Origin of the sequence: uncultured Mesonia sp. (genome assembly GCA_947499595.1) — a bacterium.
GTDB lineage: Bacteria > Bacteroidota > Bacteroidia > Flavobacteriales > Flavobacteriaceae > Mesonia > Mesonia sediminis.
On the sequence record CANMOY010000010.1, the window covers coordinates 1 to 23,316 of the forward strand.

The 23,316-nt window shown below is 36.6% G+C and carries 22 protein-coding genes and 1 tRNA gene; 13 read left to right on the forward strand and 10 right to left on the reverse strand.

Annotated features, from left to right (window positions below):
* Positions 1-186 precede the first annotated feature (186 nt).
* The 5 genes from ACH2AZ_RS10735 to ACH2AZ_RS10755 all read right to left on the reverse strand — a co-directional run bounded on the left by ACH2AZ_RS10735 (position 187) and on the right by ACH2AZ_RS10755 (position 5,516).
* Positions 187-1,383 carry a tyrosine-type recombinase/integrase gene (locus ACH2AZ_RS10735; RefSeq protein WP_394907837.1) on the reverse strand — a complete coding sequence of 399 codons (1,197 nt, stop codon included), beginning with the start codon at positions 1,381-1,383 and terminating at the stop codon, positions 187-189.
* 498 nt (positions 1,384-1,881) lie between these two features.
* Positions 1,882-1,957 (reverse strand) — tRNA-His (locus ACH2AZ_RS10740).
* Positions 1,958-2,015: 58 nt separating this feature from the next.
* Positions 2,016-2,732, reverse strand: a complete 717-nt coding sequence (bshB1, locus tag ACH2AZ_RS10745; protein WP_394907838.1) for a bacillithiol biosynthesis deacetylase BshB1 — start codon at positions 2,730-2,732, stop codon at positions 2,016-2,018.
* A complete protein-coding gene (gene nhaC / locus ACH2AZ_RS10750; RefSeq protein ID WP_394907909.1) occupies positions 2,729-4,213 on the reverse strand; it encodes a Na+/H+ antiporter NhaC in 1,485 nt (494 codons plus the stop codon). The genes bshB1 and nhaC overlap by 4 nt, the downstream gene beginning before the upstream one ends.
* 79 nt (positions 4,214-4,292) lie before the next feature.
* Positions 4,293-5,516 (reverse strand): aminotransferase class I/II-fold pyridoxal phosphate-dependent enzyme, encoded by a 1,224-nt coding sequence (locus ACH2AZ_RS10755; RefSeq protein ID WP_394907839.1) that lies wholly within the window; start codon positions 5,514-5,516, stop codon positions 4,293-4,295.
* Positions 5,517-5,676: 160 nt separating this feature from the next.
* Between ACH2AZ_RS10755 and ACH2AZ_RS10760 the strand changes: the two genes are divergently transcribed.
* Complete coding sequence (locus ACH2AZ_RS10760; protein WP_394907840.1) at positions 5,677-6,138, forward strand: Lrp/AsnC family transcriptional regulator; 462 nt, start codon at positions 5,677-5,679, stop codon at positions 6,136-6,138.
* A 199-nt stretch (positions 6,139-6,337) separates the two neighbouring features.
* Positions 6,338-7,738, forward strand: coding sequence for a dihydrolipoyl dehydrogenase (gene lpdA, locus ACH2AZ_RS10765; RefSeq protein WP_379046635.1), 1,401 nt, complete (start codon positions 6,338-6,340; stop codon positions 7,736-7,738).
* Between the two features lie 112 nt (positions 7,739-7,850).
* Here lpdA and ACH2AZ_RS10770 read toward each other — a convergent pair whose 3' ends face one another.
* On the reverse strand, positions 7,851-8,786 hold the full coding sequence (locus ACH2AZ_RS10770; protein WP_394907841.1) for a YeiH family protein: 936 nt from the start codon (positions 8,784-8,786) through the stop codon (positions 7,851-7,853).
* A gap of 73 nt (positions 8,787-8,859) precedes the next feature.
* Entirely contained in the window at positions 8,860-9,747 is an 888-nt protein-coding gene (locus tag ACH2AZ_RS10775) for a LysR substrate-binding domain-containing protein (protein ID WP_394907842.1), read from the reverse strand.
* Positions 9,748-9,839: 92 nt separating this feature from the next.
* Between ACH2AZ_RS10775 and ACH2AZ_RS10780 the strand changes: the two genes are divergently transcribed.
* From ACH2AZ_RS10780 to ACH2AZ_RS10795, 4 genes are read left to right on the forward strand one after another with little or no spacing between them, the layout of a single operon-like run.
* Positions 9,840-10,379, forward strand: coding sequence for an NADPH-dependent FMN reductase (locus ACH2AZ_RS10780; protein ID WP_394907843.1), 540 nt, complete (start codon positions 9,840-9,842; stop codon positions 10,377-10,379).
* Position 10,380: 1 nt separating this feature from the next.
* Positions 10,381-11,673, forward strand: coding sequence for an anthranilate synthase component I family protein (locus ACH2AZ_RS10785; RefSeq protein ID WP_394907844.1), 1,293 nt, complete (start codon positions 10,381-10,383; stop codon positions 11,671-11,673).
* 12 nt (positions 11,674-11,685) lie between these two features.
* Positions 11,686-13,002, forward strand: a complete 1,317-nt coding sequence (gene tilS, locus ACH2AZ_RS10790; protein ID WP_394907845.1) for a tRNA lysidine(34) synthetase TilS — start codon at positions 11,686-11,688, stop codon at positions 13,000-13,002.
* On the forward strand, positions 12,999-15,074 hold the full coding sequence (locus tag ACH2AZ_RS10795) for a cytochrome c biogenesis protein CcdA (RefSeq protein WP_394907846.1): 2,076 nt from the start codon (positions 12,999-13,001) through the stop codon (positions 15,072-15,074). The genes tilS and ACH2AZ_RS10795 overlap by 4 nt, the downstream gene beginning before the upstream one ends.
* A 57-nt stretch (positions 15,075-15,131) precedes the next feature.
* Here ACH2AZ_RS10795 and ACH2AZ_RS10800 read toward each other — a convergent pair whose 3' ends face one another.
* Both ACH2AZ_RS10800 and rlmH read right to left on the reverse strand, forming a co-directional pair.
* On the reverse strand, positions 15,132-15,707 hold the full coding sequence (locus ACH2AZ_RS10800) for a non-canonical purine NTP diphosphatase (RefSeq protein ID WP_394907847.1): 576 nt from the start codon (positions 15,705-15,707) through the stop codon (positions 15,132-15,134).
* Positions 15,708-15,709: 2 nt separating this feature from the next.
* Positions 15,710-16,183, reverse strand: coding sequence for a 23S rRNA (pseudouridine(1915)-N(3))-methyltransferase RlmH (rlmH, locus tag ACH2AZ_RS10805; RefSeq protein ID WP_394907848.1), 474 nt, complete (start codon positions 16,181-16,183; stop codon positions 15,710-15,712).
* A 213-nt stretch (positions 16,184-16,396) separates the two neighbouring features.
* On the opposite strand from rlmH, the gene nadC reads away from it, so the two are divergent.
* From nadC to priA, 4 genes are all read left to right on the forward strand, one after another.
* Entirely contained in the window at positions 16,397-17,257 is an 861-nt protein-coding gene (nadC, locus tag ACH2AZ_RS10810) for a carboxylating nicotinate-nucleotide diphosphorylase (RefSeq protein ID WP_394907849.1), read from the forward strand.
* Positions 17,257-18,174 carry a YihY/virulence factor BrkB family protein gene (locus ACH2AZ_RS10815; protein ID WP_394907850.1) on the forward strand — a complete coding sequence of 306 codons (918 nt, stop codon included), beginning with the start codon at positions 17,257-17,259 and terminating at the stop codon, positions 18,172-18,174. Before nadC ends, ACH2AZ_RS10815 begins: the two co-directional genes overlap by 1 nt.
* Positions 18,175-18,201: 27 nt before the next feature.
* A complete protein-coding gene (locus ACH2AZ_RS10820) occupies positions 18,202-18,762 on the forward strand; it encodes a chalcone isomerase family protein (protein ID WP_379046603.1) in 561 nt (186 codons plus the stop codon).
* Positions 18,763-18,852: 90 nt separating this feature from the next.
* Entirely contained in the window at positions 18,853-21,312 is a 2,460-nt protein-coding gene (priA, locus tag ACH2AZ_RS10825; RefSeq protein ID WP_394907851.1) for a primosomal protein N', read from the forward strand.
* On the opposite strand, the gene ACH2AZ_RS10830 is transcribed toward priA, so the two are convergent.
* Positions 21,309-21,995 carry a LytR/AlgR family response regulator transcription factor gene (locus ACH2AZ_RS10830; RefSeq protein WP_394907852.1) on the reverse strand — a complete coding sequence of 229 codons (687 nt, stop codon included), beginning with the start codon at positions 21,993-21,995 and terminating at the stop codon, positions 21,309-21,311. The two genes, priA and ACH2AZ_RS10830, sit on opposite strands and share 4 nt — an antisense overlap.
* Before the next feature lie 172 nt (positions 21,996-22,167).
* Here ACH2AZ_RS10830 and rpsF point away from each other — a divergent pair, with 172 nt between their 5' ends.
* From rpsF to rplI, 3 genes are read left to right on the forward strand one after another with little or no spacing between them, the layout of a single operon-like run.
* Complete coding sequence (gene rpsF, locus ACH2AZ_RS10835) at positions 22,168-22,506, forward strand: 30S ribosomal protein S6 (protein ID WP_147860745.1); 339 nt, start codon at positions 22,168-22,170, stop codon at positions 22,504-22,506.
* A gap of 2 nt (positions 22,507-22,508) precedes the next feature.
* On the forward strand, positions 22,509-22,805 hold the full coding sequence (gene rpsR / locus ACH2AZ_RS10840; protein ID WP_147860746.1) for a 30S ribosomal protein S18: 297 nt from the start codon (positions 22,509-22,511) through the stop codon (positions 22,803-22,805).
* 13 nt (positions 22,806-22,818) lie between these two features.
* On the forward strand, positions 22,819-23,268 hold the full coding sequence (rplI, locus tag ACH2AZ_RS10845; protein ID WP_147860747.1) for a 50S ribosomal protein L9: 450 nt from the start codon (positions 22,819-22,821) through the stop codon (positions 23,266-23,268).
* The last annotated feature ends 48 nt before the right edge of the window (positions 23,269-23,316 follow it).

A 23,316-nucleotide genomic window follows, 5' to 3' on the forward strand; every position in this document is an offset into this window, starting at 1 on the left:
GAATTTGGTCAACGACTAAAAGTTTGGTTTCTAGATTGACTTTTTGATAGCTTTTTTTTCGCCAGTGGTCTTTTTTTGTTTTCATAAGTGACTATAATTAAGGGTTTAATTTTTAGTCAACCTATTTCAGGAAAGTTCATTTTTTGGATGCCTCACAACTGGTTATATCGAGTCAAATATACACTTTTATAGGTTAATATTTCCGGATAAAGATACTTTTTTGGTATCATAGCCTTGTTGATTAAGTTGCTGTAAAGCAGAATCTAATGGACTCTTTATTTGTAGCAACTGCTTACGACTTACGTGCGTGTAAATCATGGTGGTTTCGGGTTTACTATGCCCCAACAATTCTTGTATATAACGCAAGTCTACTCCGGTTTCAAGTAAATGGGTAGCAAAAGAGTGTCGCAGGGTATGCGGAGTTACCGTTTTGGTTATTTTAGCGCGTAAAACAGCACGCTTTAATGAAGCTCTAACACTGCTAGCTTGATAAGCGTATCCAGAACGACCTTCTATTAAAAAATGTCGGGGTTGATAAGTGTTTAAATAATTATATAATAAAGGTAAAATGGTATCGGCTAATATAACTACGCGGTCTTTTCGCCCCTTGCTGCGATGTATGAAAATTTGTCGGCGTTCAATGTTTAAATCGCTTACTCGTAAGGATAGGGCTTCTCCAATTCGTAAACCAGAAGAGTAGAGGAGAGCAAAAATAAACCTATGCTTTAGGTTTTTTGTGGCTTGTAATATTCGCAAAACCTCTTCTAAAGATAATACGCTAGGTAAAGACTTATTGCGCTTGGGGCGCAAGTGGTTCAAATCTTCCTGTAATTCTATGTTAAACAAAACTACATAATGCTTTAATGCACTAATACACTGCCTGTGTGTACTTATAGAAAATTGCTTGGCAGCTATTTCATCTTCTATGAACCGATTAAAATCGGTTAAAGCCAATGATAAAGGATCTTTTTTAGTGTAATGCTCAAATTTTAAAACAAAACTGCAGTAAGTGGCTAAGGTACTTTGGCTATAACGCTTCCCGCGTAAATATTTATAGTACTGTTTTAACCTATGACGCCCCTCTTGGCTTAAATTGTCTGCATTTACAACATTTTGCGTTTTAGGTTGAGGTCTCGCTTTGTTTTTGGGAAGCTTAAATCCGCTTAAAGCGCTATAATCTACATAGTGATTCTTTTTGCGAAAATAAGCATACAAATTGGCGCCGGTCTCTGGCTTTTGTAAAACATAAAAACAACGCTGCGTACTAGAATATTTAACCTTAGCTATCTTCTTGGTATAAGCAATCAATTCGCGATTGTATTCAAAAAAAATACCAATACAATGGGCCTCGCGATGAAAAATAGGTTTTAAGGTTATACGCATTTTGTTTTAATTTTATTAACCGTACAATTTAACAATAATAAAATTAAAAAATCATTAATACGCTTTAAAAAATAGTTTAAACGATGTTTTTATCTTATTAAATGCATATTATTTATAATTTAATCAATTGCGTGTTGCACTGGTATTAATAAAACAAGAGTAGAGTAATGATGGAGATTATTTAAGGTTAAACCGGATTTTGAGAAGCTAGCTTGCTTGTTTATTGGGAAATAACATTATTCCGATTGATTAAATTTCATAAGTTAAACCGAATTAAAAGCTTGAAGCTGATTTTTTAAAGTGCGTCCCGATGAATAAAATTCAACTTAAAAGTTCATTCTGTTAAATGGGTGTGTATGTTTTAAGGCCACTTGTTTCGCTGAGGCGAATAGAAAAAATCTATCCTGATAAAACCCTTAATAATTTCGTCGTAAGTAGAAGGAGTTTTATGCAGTAAATAGCAAAAAAAAAGCCTCGCTAAAAAGCGAGGCTTATAAAGGGTGGAAGATCGGTCTCGAACCGACGACCTCCTGAACCACAATCAGGCGCTCTAACCAACTGAGCTACAACCACCATTTGTTTGCGGGTGCAAATCTAAAAAATAATAACCATTCTGCCAAGAAAAAAATACATTAAATTAAATCGAATGCAGAATTTAAAGCAATGGGTCTTTCGCTGGTAAAGCCTTCGGCATAATCGGTGCCAATTAGTCTACCTAAATTTTGAGCTCTATAGGTCACACTGTCAAGAAAATTGGTGCTAGATATAGGTGTCTCAGGCTCATTGGCATGGGCTTGATAAAACTGTGAACCATATGCTTTTACTGCCTTAATTTTTGTTTCAATGTGAGCTCCAATATCTAGAATTATATCGGGCGTTATTTCCTGCCATTGTATATAATGCAAGACCAAACGCGGGCGCCAAGCGGCTTGAGGTTTACCTTCCCATTGAGTTTCAATTTTACGTAACCCGCTTAAAAAGCAGGCGTCACTTACCAGTTTGCTTCCCTTTCCGTGGTCTATATGCCGGTCTCTTATAGCATTGCAAAAAACAATTTCGGGCTGAAAAGCACGAATTTGTTTAATTACTTCTAGTTGATTGTCTTTGTTGTTGGTGAAAAAACCATCGCTAAAACCTAAGTTATGTCGGTAACTTACACCTAACAAATCGGCAGCAGCTTGTGCTTCTTGAGCACGAAGCTCAGCACTTCCTCGAGTACCTAATTCACCTCGGGTTAAATCTACAATTCCTACTTTTTTACCAGCTGCAATCTCTTTGGCTAAAGTGCCACTGCAACCCAGCTCTACATCATCGGGATGGGCTCCGAATGCTAATATATCTAATTTCATGCGAGGCTTGTTTTGTTATTTTTAAGTTGTCTTATTTTTATATTTAATGCGGCAAACAATAACGTCATAAACGGACTTAAGTAATTGAAAATCGCATAGGTGAAGTAACTCAATACAGGAACACCTAAAACACCACTATGGTAGGCTCCGCAAGTATTCCAAGGGATTAGCACAGAGGTAACTGTAGCAGAATCTTCTAACGTACGGCTTAGGTTTTCTGGCGCTAAGCCTTTGTCTTTATAAGCTTTAGCAAACATTTTACCAGGAACCACAATAGCTAAGTATTGGTCTGATGCGGTTACATTTAGGGCTAGACAACTTATTACGGTGCTGCTAAACAACCCAAAGGTTGAGTGAAACAAGTTGAGCAAAGCTTTGCTTATTCTACTTAAGGCCCCAATAGCATCCATTATTCCGCCAAAAGTCATAGCACAAATAATTAGCCAAATGGTACCGAGCATACCATACATTCCGCCCGAGGAAAATAAATCGTTTAAAGCGGTGTAGTTGGTGGGTACTTCTACACTCACAGTGATCGAGTCAATTATTCCGCGATAAGCGCTAGAAATACTCAAAACATCGGTTCCGGCAATTTGATTTAAAACGTGAGGTTGAAAAAAAATGCTAGCTATCGCTGCCAATAGAGTTCCTAACAATAAAGCCACTAATGGGGGTGTTTTTTTAATGATTAAAAAGACTACCAAAAGAGGTACGGCAAATAACCACGGACTAATGGTAAAAGCGCTGTCTATCGCATTCAATATTTTTTGGGTATTTACTTGATCTGGGGTGTCTAAATTTAAACCGATTATAATAAAGACAATTAAAGTGATTATTATAGAAGGTACAGTGGTGTATAGCATATACCTAATATGGGTAAACAAATCTGTACCAGCCATAGCAGGGGCCAAGTTTGTAGTATCACTTAATGGAGATAATTTGTCACCAAAATAAGCTCCACTTAGTATGGCACCGGCCGTCATTCCTAAAGATATGCCTAATGCCTCAGATATGCCTATCAAGGCAATACCAACCGTAGCAGAGGTGGTCCAGCTACTTCCTGTGGCAACAGAAATAATGGAGCAAATCACCACGCAGGCTGCCAAAAATATGCTGGGGTTTAATAATTGCAATCCGTAGTAAATCATACTAGGGATAATACCGCTAACCAGCCAAGTACCCGATAGGGCGCCAACCATAAGCAGAATCAAAATTGGGCCAGAAGTAGATTTGATGTTTTGCGCTACCTCTTCTACCATAGTTTTGTAGGATACACGATTAAAATAACCTACAATAGCCGCAACCGCTGCCCCCATAAGGAGAATAAATTGATTGGACCCGTCTAGGGCACTATCTCCATAAACATAAACGTTGTAAGCGAGCATGCCTATTAATGCAAAGACAGGCAAAAGTGCCTGTCTTAGACTCAAATTATTTTCAATAATGTGTTGGTTATTCGGATCAGATGATTGGGTGTCCATTTTTTTTTTACTGGCTTTATAGCGAATTAAGGCTAGTAAAGTAAACATTTTTTTAATAATTATTTGCGCTTAATATTAATTAATTTGCATTTAGTAAATCAGAGGCTACTATGCCGCTGGCTTCCAGGCACTTTTTAATGCCATCCCAACTTTGTGCAATGCTATGATCTAGACCAATAGAAAAACGTATCAAACCATTGCTTAAGCCCATAGCTGTTTGTTCCTCTTCAGGGATTTCAGAAGAAGTTGATTTTCCAGGGGCGCTGAATAGCGTTCGGTAAAATCCTAAACTTACCGCTAAATCTCCTAAGTTATAAGCTTGCATCATTTCTAGAAAAACATTGGCTTTTTCAAAACTTCCTACATCAACCGTAAGCATCCCCCCAAAACCAAAATCACTGTAATGTTTTGCCTTAAAATAGGCGTGACTTTTATGTGATGCTAAACCAGGATAAACCGTTTTTAAGCCTAAGCTTTCAAATTTTTTGGCCAAAAAAAGTGCGTTTTTACTATGTTGTTGAATACGTACCGGTAGCGTTCTTAAATTCTTGAGTATAGAAGCGGCACGTAGACTATCTAAAGTTGCTCCCAGTAACATGGCAGCACCTTCATTTACATCACGTAAACTCAGTATAAATTCTTGCTTAGCACAAATCACTCCGCCTAAAGTGTCACTACTGTCATTTATGTACTTGGTAAGGGAGTGAATCACCACATCGGCACCCATTTGGGCGGGACAAAAAGATAAAGGAGAAAAAGTGTTGTCTATCACCAATTTTAAACTATACTTTTTTGCGATGACATTTAGAGCATCTATATGAGCTACTTCTAGTAGTGGATTACTCAGCGTTTCGGCATATAGGACTTTTGTTTGTGGGGTAATACTGGCTTCTACCTCTTGTAAGTTTGTAATATCTACAAAGCGCGTTTTTATACCTAAGCCTGGCATAAAGTTCTTCATGAACGCATAAGTACCTCCATACACGGTACGACTGCTTACCACCTCATCTCCCTGCTGGCAAAGTTGCAACAAAACAGCGGTAATTGCACCCATGCCACTGGCGGTAACCAAGGCATCCTCGGTACCCTCCATGCGAGCGAGTGCTTGTTCAAGATAAGATAGAGTAGGATTGGAGTGTCGAGAATATAAAAATAAGCCTTCGGTTTTGCCTTCAAAGGTTTCAAACATTTCTTGTGGGTTGCGAAACCTAAACGTGCTCGAGTCGGCTATAGGCGGATTAACCCCGCGGTCTTGAGTAGCTAATTGTAGCTCCTGTAATGCAATTCCTGGATGATGCTTCATAGTGCAATGTATTTTATAATAAAAATAAAGATAATCCAAGCTTAAATGATTTACTATAGGTATTATTTTATTTAGTATAAAATTCGATAAAAACATAATTTATAGAATATTATTCTGTATTTTTAATTCTTTACGGATTAAAACGGAATAAAATAAACTTATGCTTGATACTACTGATAAAAACCTGTTGGCCTTACTGCAACAAGATGCTAAACAAACCATTAAAAGTTTAGCATTTAAATTGAGCCTTTCGGTCACAGCGGTGCACGAACGGATTAAAAAACTGGAGAGAAATCAGACCATCTCCCAATATGTAGCTTTGATTGATAAAAATCGCGTTAATAAAAGTTTTATGGTGCTATGTCACCTTAAACTCAATGAACATACCCGCGAAAATATAAGGCGCTTTGAAAAAGAGGTAACACAATTACCCGAGGTGATGGAGTGTTATCACGTGAGCGGAGATTATGATTTTATACTAAAAATTCTAGTGAAAGATATGCCTGCTTATCGCGAATTTTTGGTCGATAAACTCACTGCTTTGAGTGGCATAGGAAGCACTCAAAGTACTTTTATAATAGATGAAGTGAAAGAGACTACGCAAATTGCTTTGAATTATTAAAATAAATTCAGAACAATTAAACCGAGTGCTGCGCTAACAGAGCAAGGGAATTTTATTTGAAGGGTGACAAATTTGAATTTTAGGAAAGTTTATAACCAAAAACATCGCTTTAATCAAAAAACAAATAATAAGCCGCTAACTTGGTCATTCTTGTAGATGTTGTATTTTTGTAATCGTTTAAAAAAACCACAAAAAAATTATGAACACGTACGATGTTGTTGTTATTGGGTCTGGACCTGGAGGTTATGTTGCCGCTATTCGTTGCGCACAACTAGGGCTAAAGACGGCCATTATAGAAAAATATGCTACTAAAGGTGGTACTTGCCTTAATGTAGGTTGTATCCCTTCAAAAGCATTGCTAGATTCATCACATCACTATGAAGATGCCATTAAGCACTTCGAAGAGCATGGAATTGAAATCGCTGGAGAGGTGAAAATGAATCTTGAAAAAATGATGGCTAGAAAAAATACCGTTGTGGAGCAAACCACCAAGGGTATTGATTTCTTGATGGATAAGAATAAAATAGACACTTACCAAGGAGTAGGGTCTTTTAAAGATAAAAATCATATAATTATCAAAGGTGAAGAAGAGGTAACTATTGAAGCAAAAAATACCATTATTGCTACCGGTAGTAAACCAGCTAGCTTACCTTTTATTGAGATAGATAAAGAAAGAATTATTACCTCTACCGAGGCGCTAAAAATGAAAGAAGTGCCTAAACATTTATTGGTTATAGGTGGCGGTGTGATTGGTTTAGAGTTGGGCCAAGTGTACAAAAGACTTGGGGCAGAGGTTACCGTAATTGAGTACATGGACCGTATCATACCCACTATGGATAAAGCTCAAAGTAAAGAGCTTATGAAGGTGCTTAAAAAGCAAAAAACAAAATTTGCACTTTCGCACCAAGTTACTGCCGTAGAAAATAAAGGTGATGAAGTAGTGGTAAAAGCCAAAGACAAGAAAGGTAACGAAGTAGAATTTAAAGGTGATTATTGCTTGGTTTCTGTGGGAAGAAAGCCTTTTACAGCTGGTTTAAACGCAGAAGCCGCAGGCGTAAAATTGAACGATAGAGGTCAGGTTGAAGTGAATGAAAACTTGCAAACTAACGTAAGCAATATTTATGCGATAGGCGATGTAGTAAAAGGAGCGATGCTGGCACATAAGGCCGAAGAGGAGGGTACTTTTGTAGCCGAAGTAATTGCTGGTCAAAAACCACATATCAATTACAACCTTATTCCAGGAGTGGTTTATACCTGGCCAGAGGTTGCTTCTGTAGGAAAAACCGAAGAGCAATTAAAAGAGGAAAAAGTAAACTATGCCAGTGGGCAATTCCCTATGCGTGCCTTGGGTAGATCACGAGCTAGTGGAGATATCGATGGTTTTGTAAAAATCTTAACCAATAAAGAAACAGATGAGGTGCTAGGGGTACACATGGTAGGCGCACGCGCAGCCGATTTAATTGCCGAAGCTGTTACCGCAATGGAGTTTAGAGCCAGTGCAGAAGATATTTCAAGAATGAGTCACGCTCATCCTACCTATGCAGAAGCAGTAAAAGAAGCTGCACTTGCCGCAACTGGCGATAGAGCTTTGCATGTTTAGTATAAATTTTATTTCCGCTTAAAGCGGATATTATACCCGTAAAAAACCCCTGTAATATTCAAATTACAGGGGTTTTTTGTAAACCAAAAATAAATGAAAAACTAAATCAATTTTAGAGGTACAAAATGTATGCCAGAGAGGTAACTGAAATGGTTATCCATAAACTTAGTCCGAGTAAAATAGGCTGAAAACCACTTTCTTTTATTGACTGTATACTTAATCCGGCACCGACCAAAAATAAGGTAAGTACTAATAATTTTTTAGATAGAAAAGGAATGCCAGTTACAATAAAGTCTGGTAAGTGAACATAAGAACTCAAGATCACAGCGCCTACAAAAAGCAAAATGAACCAAGGAATCTTAATTTTACCGGTTTCACCTCTAAAGAAAAACATCGTAAGAATACTTAATGGTATAATCCATAAAGCTCTGGCCAATTTAACGGTAACCGCAATATCTAAAGCTTCTTCGCCGTAAGCTAAGGCGGCTCCAACTACAGAGCTGGTATCATGAATGGCTATCGCACTCCATAAACCAAAATCGGCTTGAGATAGGTTTAATGCATGCCCTAGCATAGGGAATACCAATAAAGCCACTGCATTTAAAAAGAAAACCACGCCCAGTGCAATTGAGATTTGCTTTTCTTTGGCTTGTACTACAGCAGAAACCGCTGCAATTGCACTTCCGCCGCAAATGGCCGTTCCCGAGGAAATCAAATAGGATATAGCTCGATTTATGTGCAAGGCTTTACCAATAAAGTAGCCTAAAATGAGTGTGGTACTTATGCTTAAAACGGTAAGTAGTAATCCTTCTTTTCCTACCGCTAAGGTATGGTTTAAATCCATTCCAAAACCAAGGCCAACTACGGCTATTTTTAATAGCCACTTCACCACTTTTCCCGTATGCGCTTTAAACGGATTGTAGAGTAGATTAGTCATTAAAAAACCTAGGAGCAAAGCAATGGGAGAGCTGATGAAAGGCGTAAGACATAGTACAGCCAATACTATAAATATTATTTGGGTAAACTTATCGGGCAAACGGTATTTCACGGTATTCTATTTTTAATTGCTACTCAAAATTAAGCAGGAATACCGGAGGGCAAGCAACGCAATTTATTATACCTTATAACTTTTGGTTATAGCTTCGTTTAAAAAAGCGTTTGATTAAATCGTAAAACATAGATTGGTATCCTTGCTTGCTTACAAAATATAAGGGTCTAGAAAAACTTACATCATCTATGTCTACTATCTGCAATTTGTTGTGCTTCAATTCTTCAATGATAGAGAAAATAGAAACAAATGCGTAGCACTGTGTATAAAGTAAATAAGTCTTTATACTTTCTGTACTGCCCAAAATCATATCTACTTGCAGTTTTTTAGGCGATAAACCTTCGCTACTAAGCCTTGCTTCTAGAATAGCACGCGTACCCGACCCTTCCTCGCGTAACACAAGCGGCAGCTGGGTAAGTTGGTTGAGTTTGATTTGCGGTGAGGCATTTCCAGCACGGGTAACCAGTACCAGTTCATCGTCTAGGAACTTTTCGTATTGTAGTAAAGGGTTGTGGTTTCGGCCTTCAATTAATCCAAAATCCAACCGGTTGTTAAAAATCTTCTCCTCAATTGTAGCCGAATTATCATTGATTAAAGTAAAATTCGTTTCGGGGTAACGTTGTTTAAAGTCGGCTAAAAGTTGAGGAACAATATACTGGGCTATGGTGGTACTGGCACCCAATTTTACATAATTGGGTAGTTCTTGCTGCTGTAGTAAAAAATGGTTCTCTAAATCGTTATATAAATTTACAATTTGCTCGGCATAACTTAAAAACTCTGTTCCTGCTTGCGTTAGTGCAATCCTATTTCCTTGACGTTCAAATAATTTAATACGGTATTTTTGTTCAATTTCTTTAATATGTTTAGAAACAGCTGGCTGCGATAGGGGTAGATTTCTTGCAGCTTTTGAGAAACTTAAAGCCTTGGCAACTTCAATAAAAACACGCAGTCTAAAATCCATAATTAAATGTTATAGCTCAAAAATACGAATAGTTTTTGTAGGATTTGTGTATGTGGCTATTTTCTGTTTATTTTACAATATATACTTAAAAAATGAGTGAGATTATTGCCTTTGCAGGTTCAAACAGCACAAAATCCATCAATCACCAGTGGGTGAGTTTTCTTAGTCAACAATTGGTAGAACCAGTTAATGTGATTCGGTTAACCGATTATCAAATTCCTATGTATGGTATAGATTACGAAAAGGAAATCGGTTTTCCTAAGGAGGTTAAGCGTTTATATAAGGATATTAAATCGGCTAAAGCCATCATTCTTTCTGTAAATGAACATAACGGTGCGGTGTCTAGTTATTTTAAAAATGTAATGGATTGGTTGTCGCGGTATGACCGGATTTTTTTAGAAGATAAACCAATTTTACTTACGAGTACCTCTCCAGGAAAATTGGCTGCAGGTAAAGCCCGAGAGTATGCCGAAATTGCGGTAGAACGTTTTGGCGGTAAGTTAATTGCCAGTTTTGGTTTACCATCTTTTGAAGAAAATTTTGATAGCGAGCAGCAAACCCTAAGAGATGAAACGCTTTTGTTAGGTGTTAAAGATACATTGTCACAATTTCAACAAGCTATAAAATTTTAAAGTGCGCACCGAACAATCTTTTCAAATAACAGACTTAAAACAATTTAAAGAACAGCTTTTGGCTTGGGCACAGCAGTTTGATGAGGTGGTTTGGCTAGACTCCAACCAATACCCCAACCAAAGCTATGAGGCATTGCTCGCTGTTGAGGCTTTTACCGCTATAAAAACAGATGCATTCGATGCTTTTAAAGATCTTGAAGAGTATCAAAAAACAACAAAAGATTGGATTTTCGGCTATTTAAGTTACGATTTAAAAAACGATATAGAGCCTCTAAAATCTAAAAATTTTGACGGATTGCACTTCCCGGATTTATATTTTTTTCAACCTCAAAAATTAATCAGTTTACAGGGTCAAACAGCCACTTTTAAATATTTAAATGCTGTCGCCGATGAAATTGAAACCGATTGGCAAACTATTTTACAAAAGGACAAACCATTCAACTTGCCACCTCCGGCCAACATCGAGTTAAGACCGAGAATCAGCAAACAAAATTACCTGAACAAAGTAAATCAGATGAAAGAGCATTTGCAGCGTGGCGATATTTATGAAGCCAATTTTTGTCAGGAATTTTATGCAGATCAGGTTCAGTTAGATATATCTGCTACTTATCAAGCTTTAAATGCAAAGTCTGAACCTCCTTTTGCTTGCTTTTTAAAACTAGAAGAGTTTACAGCCTTATGTGCTAGTCCAGAGCGCTTTTTAAAAAAACAAGGCGAAAAAATTATAAGTCAGCCCATAAAGGGTACCGCTAAAAGACATAAAGACCCAGAACAAGATGCACATCTTGCCAGCCAATTAGAAAAAGACCCCAAAGAATTATCAGAAAATGTAATGATAGTCGATTTGGTGCGTAATGATTTGTCTCGAACGGCACAAAAAGGTAGTGTAGAAGTGCAAGAACTTTGTAAACGCTATACGTTTAAGCAAGTGCATCAGCTCATTAGTACGGTCACTTCAAAATTGAGTCCAACTTGTTCGATACGCGAATTATTTATGACCACCTATCCCATGGGAAGTATGACCGGTGCACCAAAACTTTCGGCCATGCAAATTATAGAAGAACTAGAAGAAACTAAGCGAGGTCTTTACAGTGGGGCTATCGGGTATATTGACCCAGAAGAGAATTTCGATTTTAATGTGGTCATTCGAAGTATTTTATACAACCAAGAGCAAAGGTATCTCTCCTGTTCGGTAGGTAGCGCTATTACGATTAAATCTGATGCCGAAAAAGAATACGAAGAGTGTCTTGTTAAAGTGGAAGCGCTAAAACAATCGGTGCAAAGCCCGCAATAAATACGATAGCTTATGCTACATAAATTTCGAGAAAACCTAGAACAGCACTTCACTTCGCTTTTGAAGAATATTCATTTATTGGCCATTAGTGGCGGAATCGATTCGGTGGTTTTGTGCCATTTGCTAGTTGCAGCAGGGGTGAAGTTTGATTTGGCCCATGTAAATTTCGCTTTACGCGGAAAAGAAAGCGATGAAGATCAACGCTTTGTTGAGGCTTTAGCAGCACGATTAAAGCTAAAAATTTATACGCAAAAATTCGATTGTAAGGCTTATGCCCAAGATCACAAAGTATCCATACAAATGGCTGCGCGTGAATTACGTTACAATTATTTTAAAACCTTAACGCAAAACCATTCGTATATAAAAATAATTACAGCGCATCACGCTCACGATCAAATAGAAACTTTTTTTATTAATTTAATACGCGGCACGGGAATTGCAGGGCTCACCGGTATGCCTCAGGAGAATAACATAATAGCAAGACCATTGATTGGATTTTCGCGAAAGCAAATTGAAACCTATGCCAAACAACACCACATTAGATGGCGTGAAGATAAAACAAATGCGTCAAACTATTATTTGCGCAATAAAATCAGGCATCAAATCTCACCGATTTTAGAACAAGAAAATCCTAATTTTTTAAGAGCTTTTCAAGGAACCCAGGACAAACTAAAGCAAATAGAGCAATTGGCCGAAGATTATGTGAGTTTGATTTATGATAAAATAGTACGAGAGACTTTTTCTGGGTTTGAGATTAATTTAAACGTGCTCAACACTTTGCCGCATCCCAATGCGGTATTATATCAACTACTAAAAGAATTTGATTTTAGCGATTGGGAATCGGTTTATGCGTTAAGAAAGGCACAACCCGGTAAAAAAGTAGAAACTGGTGCTTATGTCTTGCATAAAGACAGAGACATCCTTTTACTAAAAAAACAAAAAGTAGAAACATTAGATGAACCCGAGTCGTACTTGCTTTATCCTGAAAAAGAACTTGTTTTTCCTTTGGGTCGACTGCAAATAAGCAATGTAGATAAAATGGAGAGTTTTGCAGATACAGTAGCTTATTTGGATGCCAATAAGTTAAAATATCCGCTTATTTTGCGAAAATGGCAAGCAGGAGACTATTTTTACCCGCTCGGAATGAAAGGGAAGCAAAAAATTAGCGATTTTTTAATTAATAATAAAGTGGCGCTTCAAGACAAGGAAAATATCTATGTCTTGTGCTGTGATAAAGAAATAATTTGGTTAGTTTCACACCGAATTGACGAGCGCTTTAAAGTGCAAGACAAAACTCAAAAGATAACAAAAATTACTTTAAAATCATGAAGGTATACCTTAAACTATTAATTGCATTTTTAATTACTAGTGCGTCCTATGCTCAATTTGGGATGGGGCAAAATCAACAATTAAAGCCCACAAAATGGGAAGGTAAAATTAACAAACTGTCTGATACTTCATACGAGTTAATCTATGAACTGAGTATAGAGCCAGATTGGCACGTTTACAGTCAGTTTACTCCAGAAGGCGGTCCCATTCCGTTAGCATTTGATTATGTTGACAAAGAGGGAAATTACGAAATAGAAGAGTTTGCCAAAGAAAGCGAAACCAAAACACAGTTCAACGAAACTTTTGGAGTAGATGAGATGTATTTTGAAAACCAGGCAACTTTTAAACAAAAGGTTACTCTAACCAATCCAGACACTCAAGTGATAAAAGCGCAAATATTTTATCAATCTTGTATAGATGTTTGTATCAACGAAGAATACTATATGGTATTCGACCTCAAAAACAATAAAGCACAGGTATTTTCAAACTATGATGAATTTGAGGCTTACCAAGCTTCAGGAACCGCTAAAAATCCAGAAACCCAAAAAACAGAAGAGCAACTTAGTGCCGATGATGATGAGGTTCCACAAGCTTTGCTTGATGCCCAAGCGTCTGTTTCTAATGAAGATGGTAGTAAAAAGGGACTTTTCTCTATTTTCTGGATTGCCTTTTTATCTGGTTTCGTAGCCCTGCTTACTCCTTGTGTTTTCCCAATGATTCCTATGACGGTTGGTTTCTTTACCAAACAAAGTAAAACAAAGGCCAAGGGGGTTAGTAACGCTCTTCTTTACGGATTTTTTATTGTGGTAATTTATGTATTACTAGGTTCTTTAGTCACTGGTATTTTTGGTGCCGATGCGTTAAATGCGCTATCTACTAATGTTACTTTTAATATTGTATTTTTTGTTATTTTGATAATTTTTGCCGCATCTTTTTTAGGAGCTTTCGAAATTATGTTACCTAATTCTTGGGCTAACAAAGTAGACAGTCAAGCCAATAAGGGTGGGATTATCGGAATTTTCTTTATGGCTTTAGCATTGGCTATTGTTTCCTTTAGCTGTACCGGACCCATTGTAGGAACGCTGTTGGTTGAAGCGGCATCAAAAGGAGGAATTGCACCTATAGTAGGTATGCTTGGATTCTCCTTGGCTATTGCAATTCCTTTTGCATTATTTGCGATGTTCCCAGGTTGGATGAATACTTTACCAAAATCTGGCGGATGGTTAAACTCAGTAAAGGTAGTTTTAGGTTTCCTAGAATTAGCTTTAGCACTTAAATTTTTATCAAACGCCGATTTAGTTTTAGAGGCGCATTGGTTAGAGCGCGAGGTGTTTTTAGCACTTTGGATTGCTATTTTTGGCACCCTTACCCTGTATTTATTTGGTAACATTAGCTTGCCTCACGACTCTCCGCTAAAACATATTTCAGTTGGAAGACTAGGCTTAGGTTTAGTAACCTTATCTTTTACCATTTACCTGATTCCAGGATTATGGGGTGCTCCTTTAAAAATGATAAGTGGTTTTCCACCACCGATGAACTATTCTGAATCTCCATATGGGGTAGGAAACACCAAAGGCGGAGGAACAGCTACTGCAACCAATAAAAGTGATTTCCCCGAACACGCCGAGCTAGGACCACATGATATTTTAGCTTTCAACGATTATGATGCGGGAGTAGCGTATGCTAAGAAAAATAACTTACCTATTTTGCTTGACTTCACAGGAAAGGCTTGTATAAACTGTAGAAAGATGGAAGAAAGAGTTTGGAGCGAACCTCAGGTTTTGAATAAACTGAAAAATGATGTTGTTCTTATTAGTTTATATGTAGACATCAAAGAGCAATTGCCTAAAGAGGAGCAATACACCAGTGAAACTACCGGTAAGCGAGTTCGTACTATAGGTAATAAATGGAGTGATTTTCAAATCAAACACTATGGTATAAATGCCCAGCCTTACTATGTTTTACTAGACCACCAAGAAGAAGAACTAAATAAACCAGTGGGTTATCTACCCGATGTAGACGCTTATAGTGCTTGGTTAAAAGATGGAATTACTAAATTTAAGAATCAATAAAAAGCACCTTTTTGGTAATTGAATAAAAAAAACTCCCCCTTTAAGGGAGTTTTTTTATTAGTTGGTGTTTAAATAATTTAAGAGTTGTTTAAAAGCTAAAGCACGATGACTGATAAGGTTTTTATTTTCTGCAGTCATTTCGGCAAAAGTTTGTGATTTATGTTGAGGTACAAATATTGGGTCATAGCCAAAACCACCTTCGCCACGGAGTTCATTGATTATTTGTCCAGGGCAAATTCCGGTAAAGTCTTTTTGTGCTCCGTCAAAATATAAAGCAATTACGGTTTTAAATTGAGCCCTTCTGTCCTCTTTATCGGTAAGTTCGCCTAATAATTTAGCGATATTGGCTTGGTTGTTTTTTGGCTCCCCAGCATAGCGGGCAGATAAAACACCGGGTGCCCCGTTTAAAGCTTTGACCTCTAAGCCGGTATCATCGGCAAAACAGTCGTAACCGTATTTTTCTTTTACATATTTGGCTTTGAGCCATGCGTTACCTTCGATGGTGTTTTCGGTTTCTGGAATTTCTTCGGTACAACCGATATCTTTAAGCGATAACAATTCGATATGTTCGGGTAAAAGTTGTTTTATTTCTGCCAATTTGTTGGCGTTATTGGTGGCAAATACAAGTTTCATAATTATTGATGATGATAGGGTTCATTTTTAAGAATAGTAAATCCTCGATAAATTTGCTCAACAAAAAACAAACGTACCATTTGATGAGAAAAAGTCATTTTTGATAGACTAATCTTCTGCTTTGCTTGTTGGTAAACAGCATCTGAAAAGCCATAGGGGCCGCCTATTACAAAAACCAACTGCTTAGTACCGGCATTTAATTTTTTTTGTAATTCTTGCGCAAATTGCATTGAGGTAAAAGATTTTCCTGCTTCATCTAATAAAACCAACCAGTCTGAAGTGTTGATTTCTTTTAAAATAAGCTCACCTTCTTTTTGTTTTTGTTGTTGTACATCTAAATGCTTAGTTTTTTTTAAATCAGGTATTACTTGCAACTCAAACGGAATATAATGTGTAAGACGTTTACAATAATCTGCGATTAAATCCTGCAACGGACCTTTATCTGTTTTTCCAACGACAATCAGTTTTATTTTCATAGTTATATACTCTATGCACAAAAATAAATGACTCTCCCGACTTTTAATCAAATTGTTTTATTTTTTCGAGTTTAAATCCGCGTTAAGCGAAACTAATAGGCAACTGTTGAGCTTAGTAAATTAAAATGTCTTCGTTTCTACTAAGAATAGATATCAAGATTCAACTACAATTTGAGAATACTTTATTATTTTAGCAGATAGAAATACCTTTTTATGATAGCACACGCCCAAATTGAAAAAGAGATACAATTAATTATAGAAAATGCCATTCGTGAAGATGTAGGAGTAGGTGATCACAGTTCTCTAGCCTGCATACCAAAAAATGCGACCGGTAAAGCCAAATTATTGGTTAAAGATACCGGTGTTTTAGCGGGTGTTGATTTTGCTAAACAGGTTTTTAGCTATGTAGATCCGGAATTGAAAGTGGAGACCTTACTCGAGGATGGAAGCCCTATACAATACGGAGATATAGCTTTTTATGTTTCGGGTAGCAGTCAGTCTATCTTAAAAGCCGAACGCCTGGTGCTTAACGCCATGCAGCGTATGAGTGCAATTGCTACTAAAACAAATGCTTTTGCGGAATTGCTTAAAAATACCAAAACCAAAATTTTAGATACACGAAAAACAACTCCAGGCATACGCGCACTAGAAAAATGGGCGGTAAAAATAGGAGGTGGGGTAAATCACCGGTTCGCCTTATACGATATGATTATGCTTAAAGATAACCATATTGATTTTTCAGGTGGAGTAGGAGCAGCAATAGAGAAAACCCAAGCTTATCTCCGAGAAAATTCGCTTGATCTAAAGATTATTGTTGAAGCTAGAAATTTAGAGGAAATCAAAGAGATTTTAAATTACGACGGCATTCATCGAATATTAATTGATAATTTTAATTATGAAGATACTCGGGCAGCTGTAGCTTTGATCAATGGAAAAACCCAAACCGAATCGAGTGGAGGAATTACCTTAGAAACCGCCGCTGAGTATGCAGCTTGTGGAGTAGATTATATAAGTAGCGGGGCCTTAACGCATTCGGTTCATAACCTTGACCTTAGCTTGAAGGCAATAGATTAATGACAAAAAAGCAAGAAATAAGTTTCAAAAAAACGCCTTTAGCTTGGTTTGAGGCCAAGGCTAGGAGCATTAAGTTACCTGGCTTAAACGGTTTAAGCGTTTATGACTTGGGTGAGTTATATGCGCTGGGTATTATAAAAGGAACTTTTTCTACGCGAGCCAGCTCTATTGCATTTAGCTTCTTTATGGCTATTTTCCCGTTTTTGCTATTTGTGCTAAACTTGATTCCTTTTGTTTGGTTTATAGACGATTTTCATTTAGTGCTTTTGTCCTTTATAGATTCATTCTTACCTCCCCAAACTTCTGGTTTTTTTAATGAAATTTTTGCAGATATTTTTAATAATCCACGAGGTGGTTTATTGAGTTTTGTATTTATACTTTCTATTTTTTTAATGGCCAACGGTGTAAATGCAATTTTTACCGGATTTGAATTTTCTTACCATACGCATATCAATCGATCGATTATTCGGCAATATATAGTTGCTGTAATCACCGCAATTATACTGGCTATTCTGGTTCTGGTCGCCGTTATAGTGCTTTTTTACTTAACTTTCATTATAGAAAATTTAAAGGCCCTAGGTTTGTTTACAGATGGCCTGCAATGGGCGCAATTTGGTAGGTATGTAGTGGTAATACTCCTCATTTATAATGCTGTTGCTATTTTATACTATTTTGGAACTAAAGAGGGCAGACAGTCTAGGTATCTTTCACTTGGCGCGCTTTTCACCACCTTATTAATCTTGTTGAACACCTATTTATTCAGTATTTACATAGAAAATTTTAATAATTACAATGAGCTTTACGGAAGTATTGGTGCTTTACTAATTCTGCTTATATATATATGGCTAAATGCAAACATCTTGTTATTAGGCTTTGAATTAAATGCAACTATTTATAGATTAAAACAAAAAAAGTGATAAATTAGGCTTACAAATCTGAACACTATGAAAACACACATTAATTTATTATTGGCGCTATTTATTGCTTTTACAGGCTATAGCCAAACACAAGTAGAAGGGGTAACTTTGCCCAATACAATGAAAATAGGAGAACATCAAACCGTACTTAACGGTGCTGGAGTAAGAGAAAAGCTATGGATAGACCTTTATGTGGGGGCGCTTTATCTTACGGAAAAGAAAAGTAGTGCCAAAGAAATCTTAGATAGTAATGAACCAATGGCGGTACGTCTTCAAATCGTTTCAAAATTAGTTTCGAGTAGTAAAATGATTGAGGCCGTGGAAGACGGCTTTAAAAAATCAACCAACAATAATGTAGCTCCACTTCGCAAACAAATCGATCAATTTATAGGTTTTTTTGAGGAAGAAATTGTCAAAGGAGATATTTTTGATATTACCTACCAACCCGAGCGTGGCGTAGTAGCCTATAAAAATGGAGAGCAAAGAGGGGTAATACAAGGTAAGGCATTTAAACGAGCATTATTTGGTATTTGGTTAGACAAAAAGCCTGCAGATGACGATTTAAAAGAAGGCATGTTAGGTAAATAAGTTAGACTGTTTAAATAAATTGAAGCTATTAAAGCTTTTGGCTTGTCTATGAGTCATAATCTTTAATAGCTTTGTGTTTTAATAAGCTTTATGAATTTTTATATAGATGTAATTATCCCCTTGGCTATAAACAATACCTTTACTTATGTGATAAGTCAAGAGGAATATGATTTATTGCAACCCGGTATGAGGGTGGCAGTACCTTTTGGTAAATCTAAAATCTATACCGGTATCGTTGCAAAAATACATCAGCAGCACCCAGAAATTTATACGCCAAAATTTATAGAAACCATTCTTGATCAATCGCCGATAGTAAGCAAAATTCAATTGGAGTTCTGGAATTGGATTAGCTCTTACTATCTATGTAGTCTAGGCGAAGTAATGCGAGCGGCTTTGCCTGGTATTTTTCTACTTGAAAGTGAAACTGTGATTCAACGCAATAACCAACACGATGCCATAGATCTTACCAATCATCAGCTTAGTGACGAACAATTTTTAGTGCTTGAGGCATTGCAAAAACAATCGCATTTAAAAATCAAAGAAGTGGGGCAATTGCTGGGTAAAAAAAATGTATTACCCATTTTGCAAGAAATGGCTCAGAAAAAGTATATTCTATTAGAGCAAGAAATCTTTGAGCAATACAAGCCTAAATTGATTAAGTATATGCGTTTAAGCGAATCTTATGAAAATCCGCAGGCTATGCATGTAATGTTAGAAGAATTGGGAAGAGCACATAAACAAAAAGAGATTGTGATGCAATTCTTTACCTTAAAAGCACAATCGAATAAACCTATTTCAAGAAAAAAACTAAAGGAAAAAGCTCAAGCTTCAGATGCCTCGTTAAATGCTTTGGTTGATAAAGGTTTTTTAGAAGAATATACGCTTCAAATAGATCGGGTGCAAAACCAAAGCCAAATAGCACAACAAACAATTGATTTAAGCGCAGAACAGCAGGCGGCCTTGAACCAAATTGAGGCCAACTATAAATCTTCAAAACCTATATTATTCCATGGGATAACCTCTTCGGGTAAAACCGAAGTGTACATTAAGTTGATAGATAAGCAGATTAAAAAAGGCAAACAGGTACTTTTTTTAGTCCCCGAGATTGCGCTAACCACCCAGCTCATCAAACGTTTAGAAGCCTACTTTGGCCAGGAGGTGATGGTTTATCATAGTAAATACTCACAACAAGAACGCTTTGAGACCTACCTGCATATTTATAATCAAACTAAAGGAAAAATTATCGTAGGAACGCGTTCGGCTTTATTGTTACCTTTTCAGGATTTAGGATTGATTTTGGTTGATGAGAGTCACGAGAATTCATTTAAGCAATTAAATCCCGCTCCACGGTACCACGCAAGAGATGCTGCAGTAGTACTTAGTCATCTCTGTAAAGCTTCCATTGTTTTGGGTACGGCTACTCCGAGTATAGAATCTTATTACAATACTCAAATAGATAAGTATGCTCTGGTTAATCTAAAAAAGCGCTATGGACAAGTAGTGCCCCCTGAAATTCATTTGATCAACCTTAAAGAAAAATATAAGCGTAAGCAGATGAAAGGTCATTTTTCTGATGTGCTTACCGAGGCAATTGAGCAAACTTTATTGGCAGGTAAACAGGTTATCCTTTTTCAAAACAGAAGAGGATATTCCCCCACGCTAGAATGTCATACTTGTGGGCACAGTCCGCATTGTCCCAATTGTGACGTGAGTCTTACCTTTCATAAACACAATAATAGTTTGCGTTGCCACTATTGTGGTTACCATATTGCCATGCAAAAAGCATGTATGGCTTGTGGGAGTAGCGAGGTAAGTACCAAAGGATTTGGAACAGAGCAAATAGAAACCGAGTTAAGTACTTTGTTACCCAAAGCTCGTGTTGCCCGAATGGACTTGGATACCACCCGAGGTAAAAATGCTTACGATAAAATTATAGATAAATTTGAACAGCATAGTATAGATATTTTAGTAGGTACACAAATGCTAACCAAAGGACTTGATTTTAGGAATGTAGATTTAGTGGGCGTAATGAATGCCGATAATTTATTAAACTTTCCCGATTTTAGGGCTCATGAGCGTAGCTTTCAAATGTTGGTTCAAGTGGCCGGTCGAGCCGGAAGAACAGCCAAGCAGGGTAAAGTACTTATTCAAACCTTTAATCCGCATCATCAGATTTTACAACAGGTAACCACCAATAGCTATGAAGATATGTTCAAAGAGCAGGTGTATGAACGTAAGAATTTTAAATACCCTCCATTCTATAGACTAATAAAAATTACCTGTAAACAGAGGGATTACAATGCCGTAGAAGAGGCATCCTTATGGCTTTCGGAAGCTTTACGTCAAGGTTTACGCGATAATGTTCTGGGTCCAGAGTTTCCTGCGGTTGCACGTGTACGCAATGAGTACCGCAAAAATATTATTATAAAAATACCGATGAATTATTCCGTAAAGAAGACAAAAGACTTTATTTTGAAAGTAAAAAAGTCTTATGAGTCTATAGGAAAATTCAGAAAAGTTAAGTTAACGATAGATGTAGACCCTGTTTAAGAGATTCCGATACTCGCCATAGCAAAATCTAACTCTTTCTTGCGGTTACGGCTAATAGGTATTTCTATATCTTTAATCCAAAGGTTTTTTGACTCATATTTCTTTATTTTGCTTAAGTTTACAATATATGATTTATGTACTCTTAAAAATTGATCACTAGGCAAACGCTCGTTAAACCCTTTTAAGGTAGAAAGAACGGTGTACGTTTGTTCCTTGGTTACAACTTTCACATAATCACCAAAAGCTTGAACAAACTTGATGTCGTCTAAAAACACTTTAAAATTTTTAAAATTGCTTTTAATCATGATGTAATTATCGTCTGAGATACGCTCTTTTTCAATACGCAATTTAAAGAAATCGAGCACCTTGCTTATAGCAAAATCAAAGCGTTTGGCACTAACGGGTTTTTGCAAAAAATCGATGGCTTTGTAATCAAAAGCTTTAAAGGCATACTGAGTTTTACCCGTAATAAAAATAATTTGTGGTTGTTTTTCAAGATTATCGAGTAAATCAAAACCAGAGATAATGGGCATTTCAATATCAAGAAAGATGAGATCGATATCTTCATTCTTTAAAGTTTCCTTAACTTTAATAGCGTTATTATGTTCGGCAATTAACTCTAAATTTGGATGATCTTTAACCAATTTGGTGATTGAAATTCGTTGAATGGTAGAATCATCCACAACTATGCAATTTAATTTAATATCATCCACAGGTTATTGGTGTTGGTTATATGTTCTAAATGTAAGCAACTTTCGATTAACTCACAAATTATAGGAATAAAAAAATAAGCCAAACTTGCTTATTCGATAAAAAAACGTATTTTTGCATCCAAATTTTATTAAATCATACATTATGAATCATTATGAAACTGTTTTCATCTTGAATCCCGTTTTATCTGAAGACCAGGTAAAGGAAACAGTAAAGAAATATGAAGATTTTCTTGTTTCTAAAGGGGCGAAGATGGTTAACAAGGAGAACTGGGGGCTTAAGAAGCTTGCCTATCCTATCCAACACAAAAAAAGTGGATTTTACAACTTATTTGAATTTCAAGTAGATGGTGAAGCTATCGAGCCTTTTGAACTTATGTTTAGAAGAGACGAGGCGGTGATGCGATATCTTACGGTGAAATTAGATAAGCACGCCATCGAATGGGCACAAAAAAGAGTTAAAAGAAACAAAGAAAAAGCGTAAGTATGTCATCTATAGAGCAACAAGCTAAAGGAAAAAAAGATGGGGAAATTAGATATTTAACGCCTTTAAATATCGAAACCTCGAAAACAAAAAAATATTGTCGTTTTAAAAGATCAGGTATCAAGTATATCGATTACAAAGATCCAGATTTTTTAATGGCTTTTGTAAATGAGCAAGGTAAATTGTTACCTAGAAGATTAACAGGAACTTCTCTTAAATATCAAAGAAAAGTAGCTGTAGCGGTAAAAAGAGCTCGTCATTTAGCATTAATGCCATACGTTGGTGATTTATTAAAATAAAAGAAACGACATTATGGAACTGATATTAAAGAAAGACGTTGAAAATTTAGGATTTATTGATGATATCGTAACCGTTAAGAACGGCTATGGTAGAAACTATCTAATCCCACAAGGATATGCAGAGTTAGCTACACCTTCGGCTAAGAAAATGTTAGCAGAAACTTTAAAGCAACGTGCATATAAAGAGAAGAAGTTTGTTGAAGAAGCACAAGAACTGCAAGCTAAAGCAAATAAGTTAGAGCTTACTTTGACAGCCAAAGCAGGAGCTGGAGATAAGATGTTTGGTAGTATTACTGCAGCAGACTTGGCCGAAGCCTTAGTAAAGAACGATGTGAACATCGATAAAAAATACATCACTATTTTGGGTGGTAACATTAAGCGTTTAGGTCAATACGAAGCTAAACTACGTTTCCATAGAGAAGTGGTAGCCGATTTTACTTTTGAAGTAGTTGGTGAAAATTAATCTTACCTGAAAAACTTAAAGCCTATCTATGCGATAGGCTTTTTTTTT

Excerpts from the sequence above, each read along its gene's own strand:
- ACH2AZ_RS10735 (WP_394907837.1), bottom strand. The coding sequence starts at position 1,383 with ATGCGTATAACCTTAAAACCTATTTTTCATCGCGAGGCCCATTGTATT.
- bshB1 (WP_394907838.1), bottom strand. The coding sequence starts at position 2,732 with ATGAAATTAGATATATTAGCATTCGGAGCCCATCCCGATGATGTAGAG.
- nhaC (WP_394907909.1), bottom strand. The coding sequence starts at position 4,213 with ATGGACACCCAATCATCTGATCCGAATAACCAACACATTATTGAAAAT.
- ACH2AZ_RS10755 (WP_394907839.1), bottom strand. The coding sequence starts at position 5,516 with ATGAAGCATCATCCAGGAATTGCATTACAGGAGCTACAATTAGCTACT.
- ACH2AZ_RS10760 (WP_394907840.1), top strand. The coding sequence starts at position 5,677 with ATGCTTGATACTACTGATAAAAACCTGTTGGCCTTACTGCAACAAGAT.
- lpdA (WP_379046635.1), top strand. The coding sequence starts at position 6,338 with ATGAACACGTACGATGTTGTTGTTATTGGGTCTGGACCTGGAGGTTAT.
- ACH2AZ_RS10775 (WP_394907842.1), bottom strand. The coding sequence starts at position 9,747 with ATGGATTTTAGACTGCGTGTTTTTATTGAAGTTGCCAAGGCTTTAAGT.
- ACH2AZ_RS10780 (WP_394907843.1), top strand. The coding sequence starts at position 9,840 with ATGAGTGAGATTATTGCCTTTGCAGGTTCAAACAGCACAAAATCCATC.
- tilS (WP_394907845.1), top strand. The coding sequence starts at position 11,686 with ATGCTACATAAATTTCGAGAAAACCTAGAACAGCACTTCACTTCGCTT.
- ACH2AZ_RS10795 (WP_394907846.1), top strand. The coding sequence starts at position 12,999 with ATGAAGGTATACCTTAAACTATTAATTGCATTTTTAATTACTAGTGCG.
- ACH2AZ_RS10800 (WP_394907847.1), bottom strand. The coding sequence starts at position 15,707 with ATGAAACTTGTATTTGCCACCAATAACGCCAACAAATTGGCAGAAATA.
- rlmH (WP_394907848.1), bottom strand. The coding sequence starts at position 16,183 with ATGAAAATAAAACTGATTGTCGTTGGAAAAACAGATAAAGGTCCGTTG.
- nadC (WP_394907849.1), top strand. The coding sequence starts at position 16,397 with ATGATAGCACACGCCCAAATTGAAAAAGAGATACAATTAATTATAGAA.
- ACH2AZ_RS10815 (WP_394907850.1), top strand. The coding sequence starts at position 17,257 with ATGACAAAAAAGCAAGAAATAAGTTTCAAAAAAACGCCTTTAGCTTGG.
- ACH2AZ_RS10820 (WP_379046603.1), top strand. The coding sequence starts at position 18,202 with ATGAAAACACACATTAATTTATTATTGGCGCTATTTATTGCTTTTACA.
- priA (WP_394907851.1), top strand. The coding sequence starts at position 18,853 with ATGAATTTTTATATAGATGTAATTATCCCCTTGGCTATAAACAATACC.
- rpsF (WP_147860745.1), top strand. The coding sequence starts at position 22,168 with ATGAATCATTATGAAACTGTTTTCATCTTGAATCCCGTTTTATCTGAA.
- rpsR (WP_147860746.1), top strand. The coding sequence starts at position 22,509 with ATGTCATCTATAGAGCAACAAGCTAAAGGAAAAAAAGATGGGGAAATT.
- rplI (WP_147860747.1), top strand. The coding sequence starts at position 22,819 with ATGGAACTGATATTAAAGAAAGACGTTGAAAATTTAGGATTTATTGAT.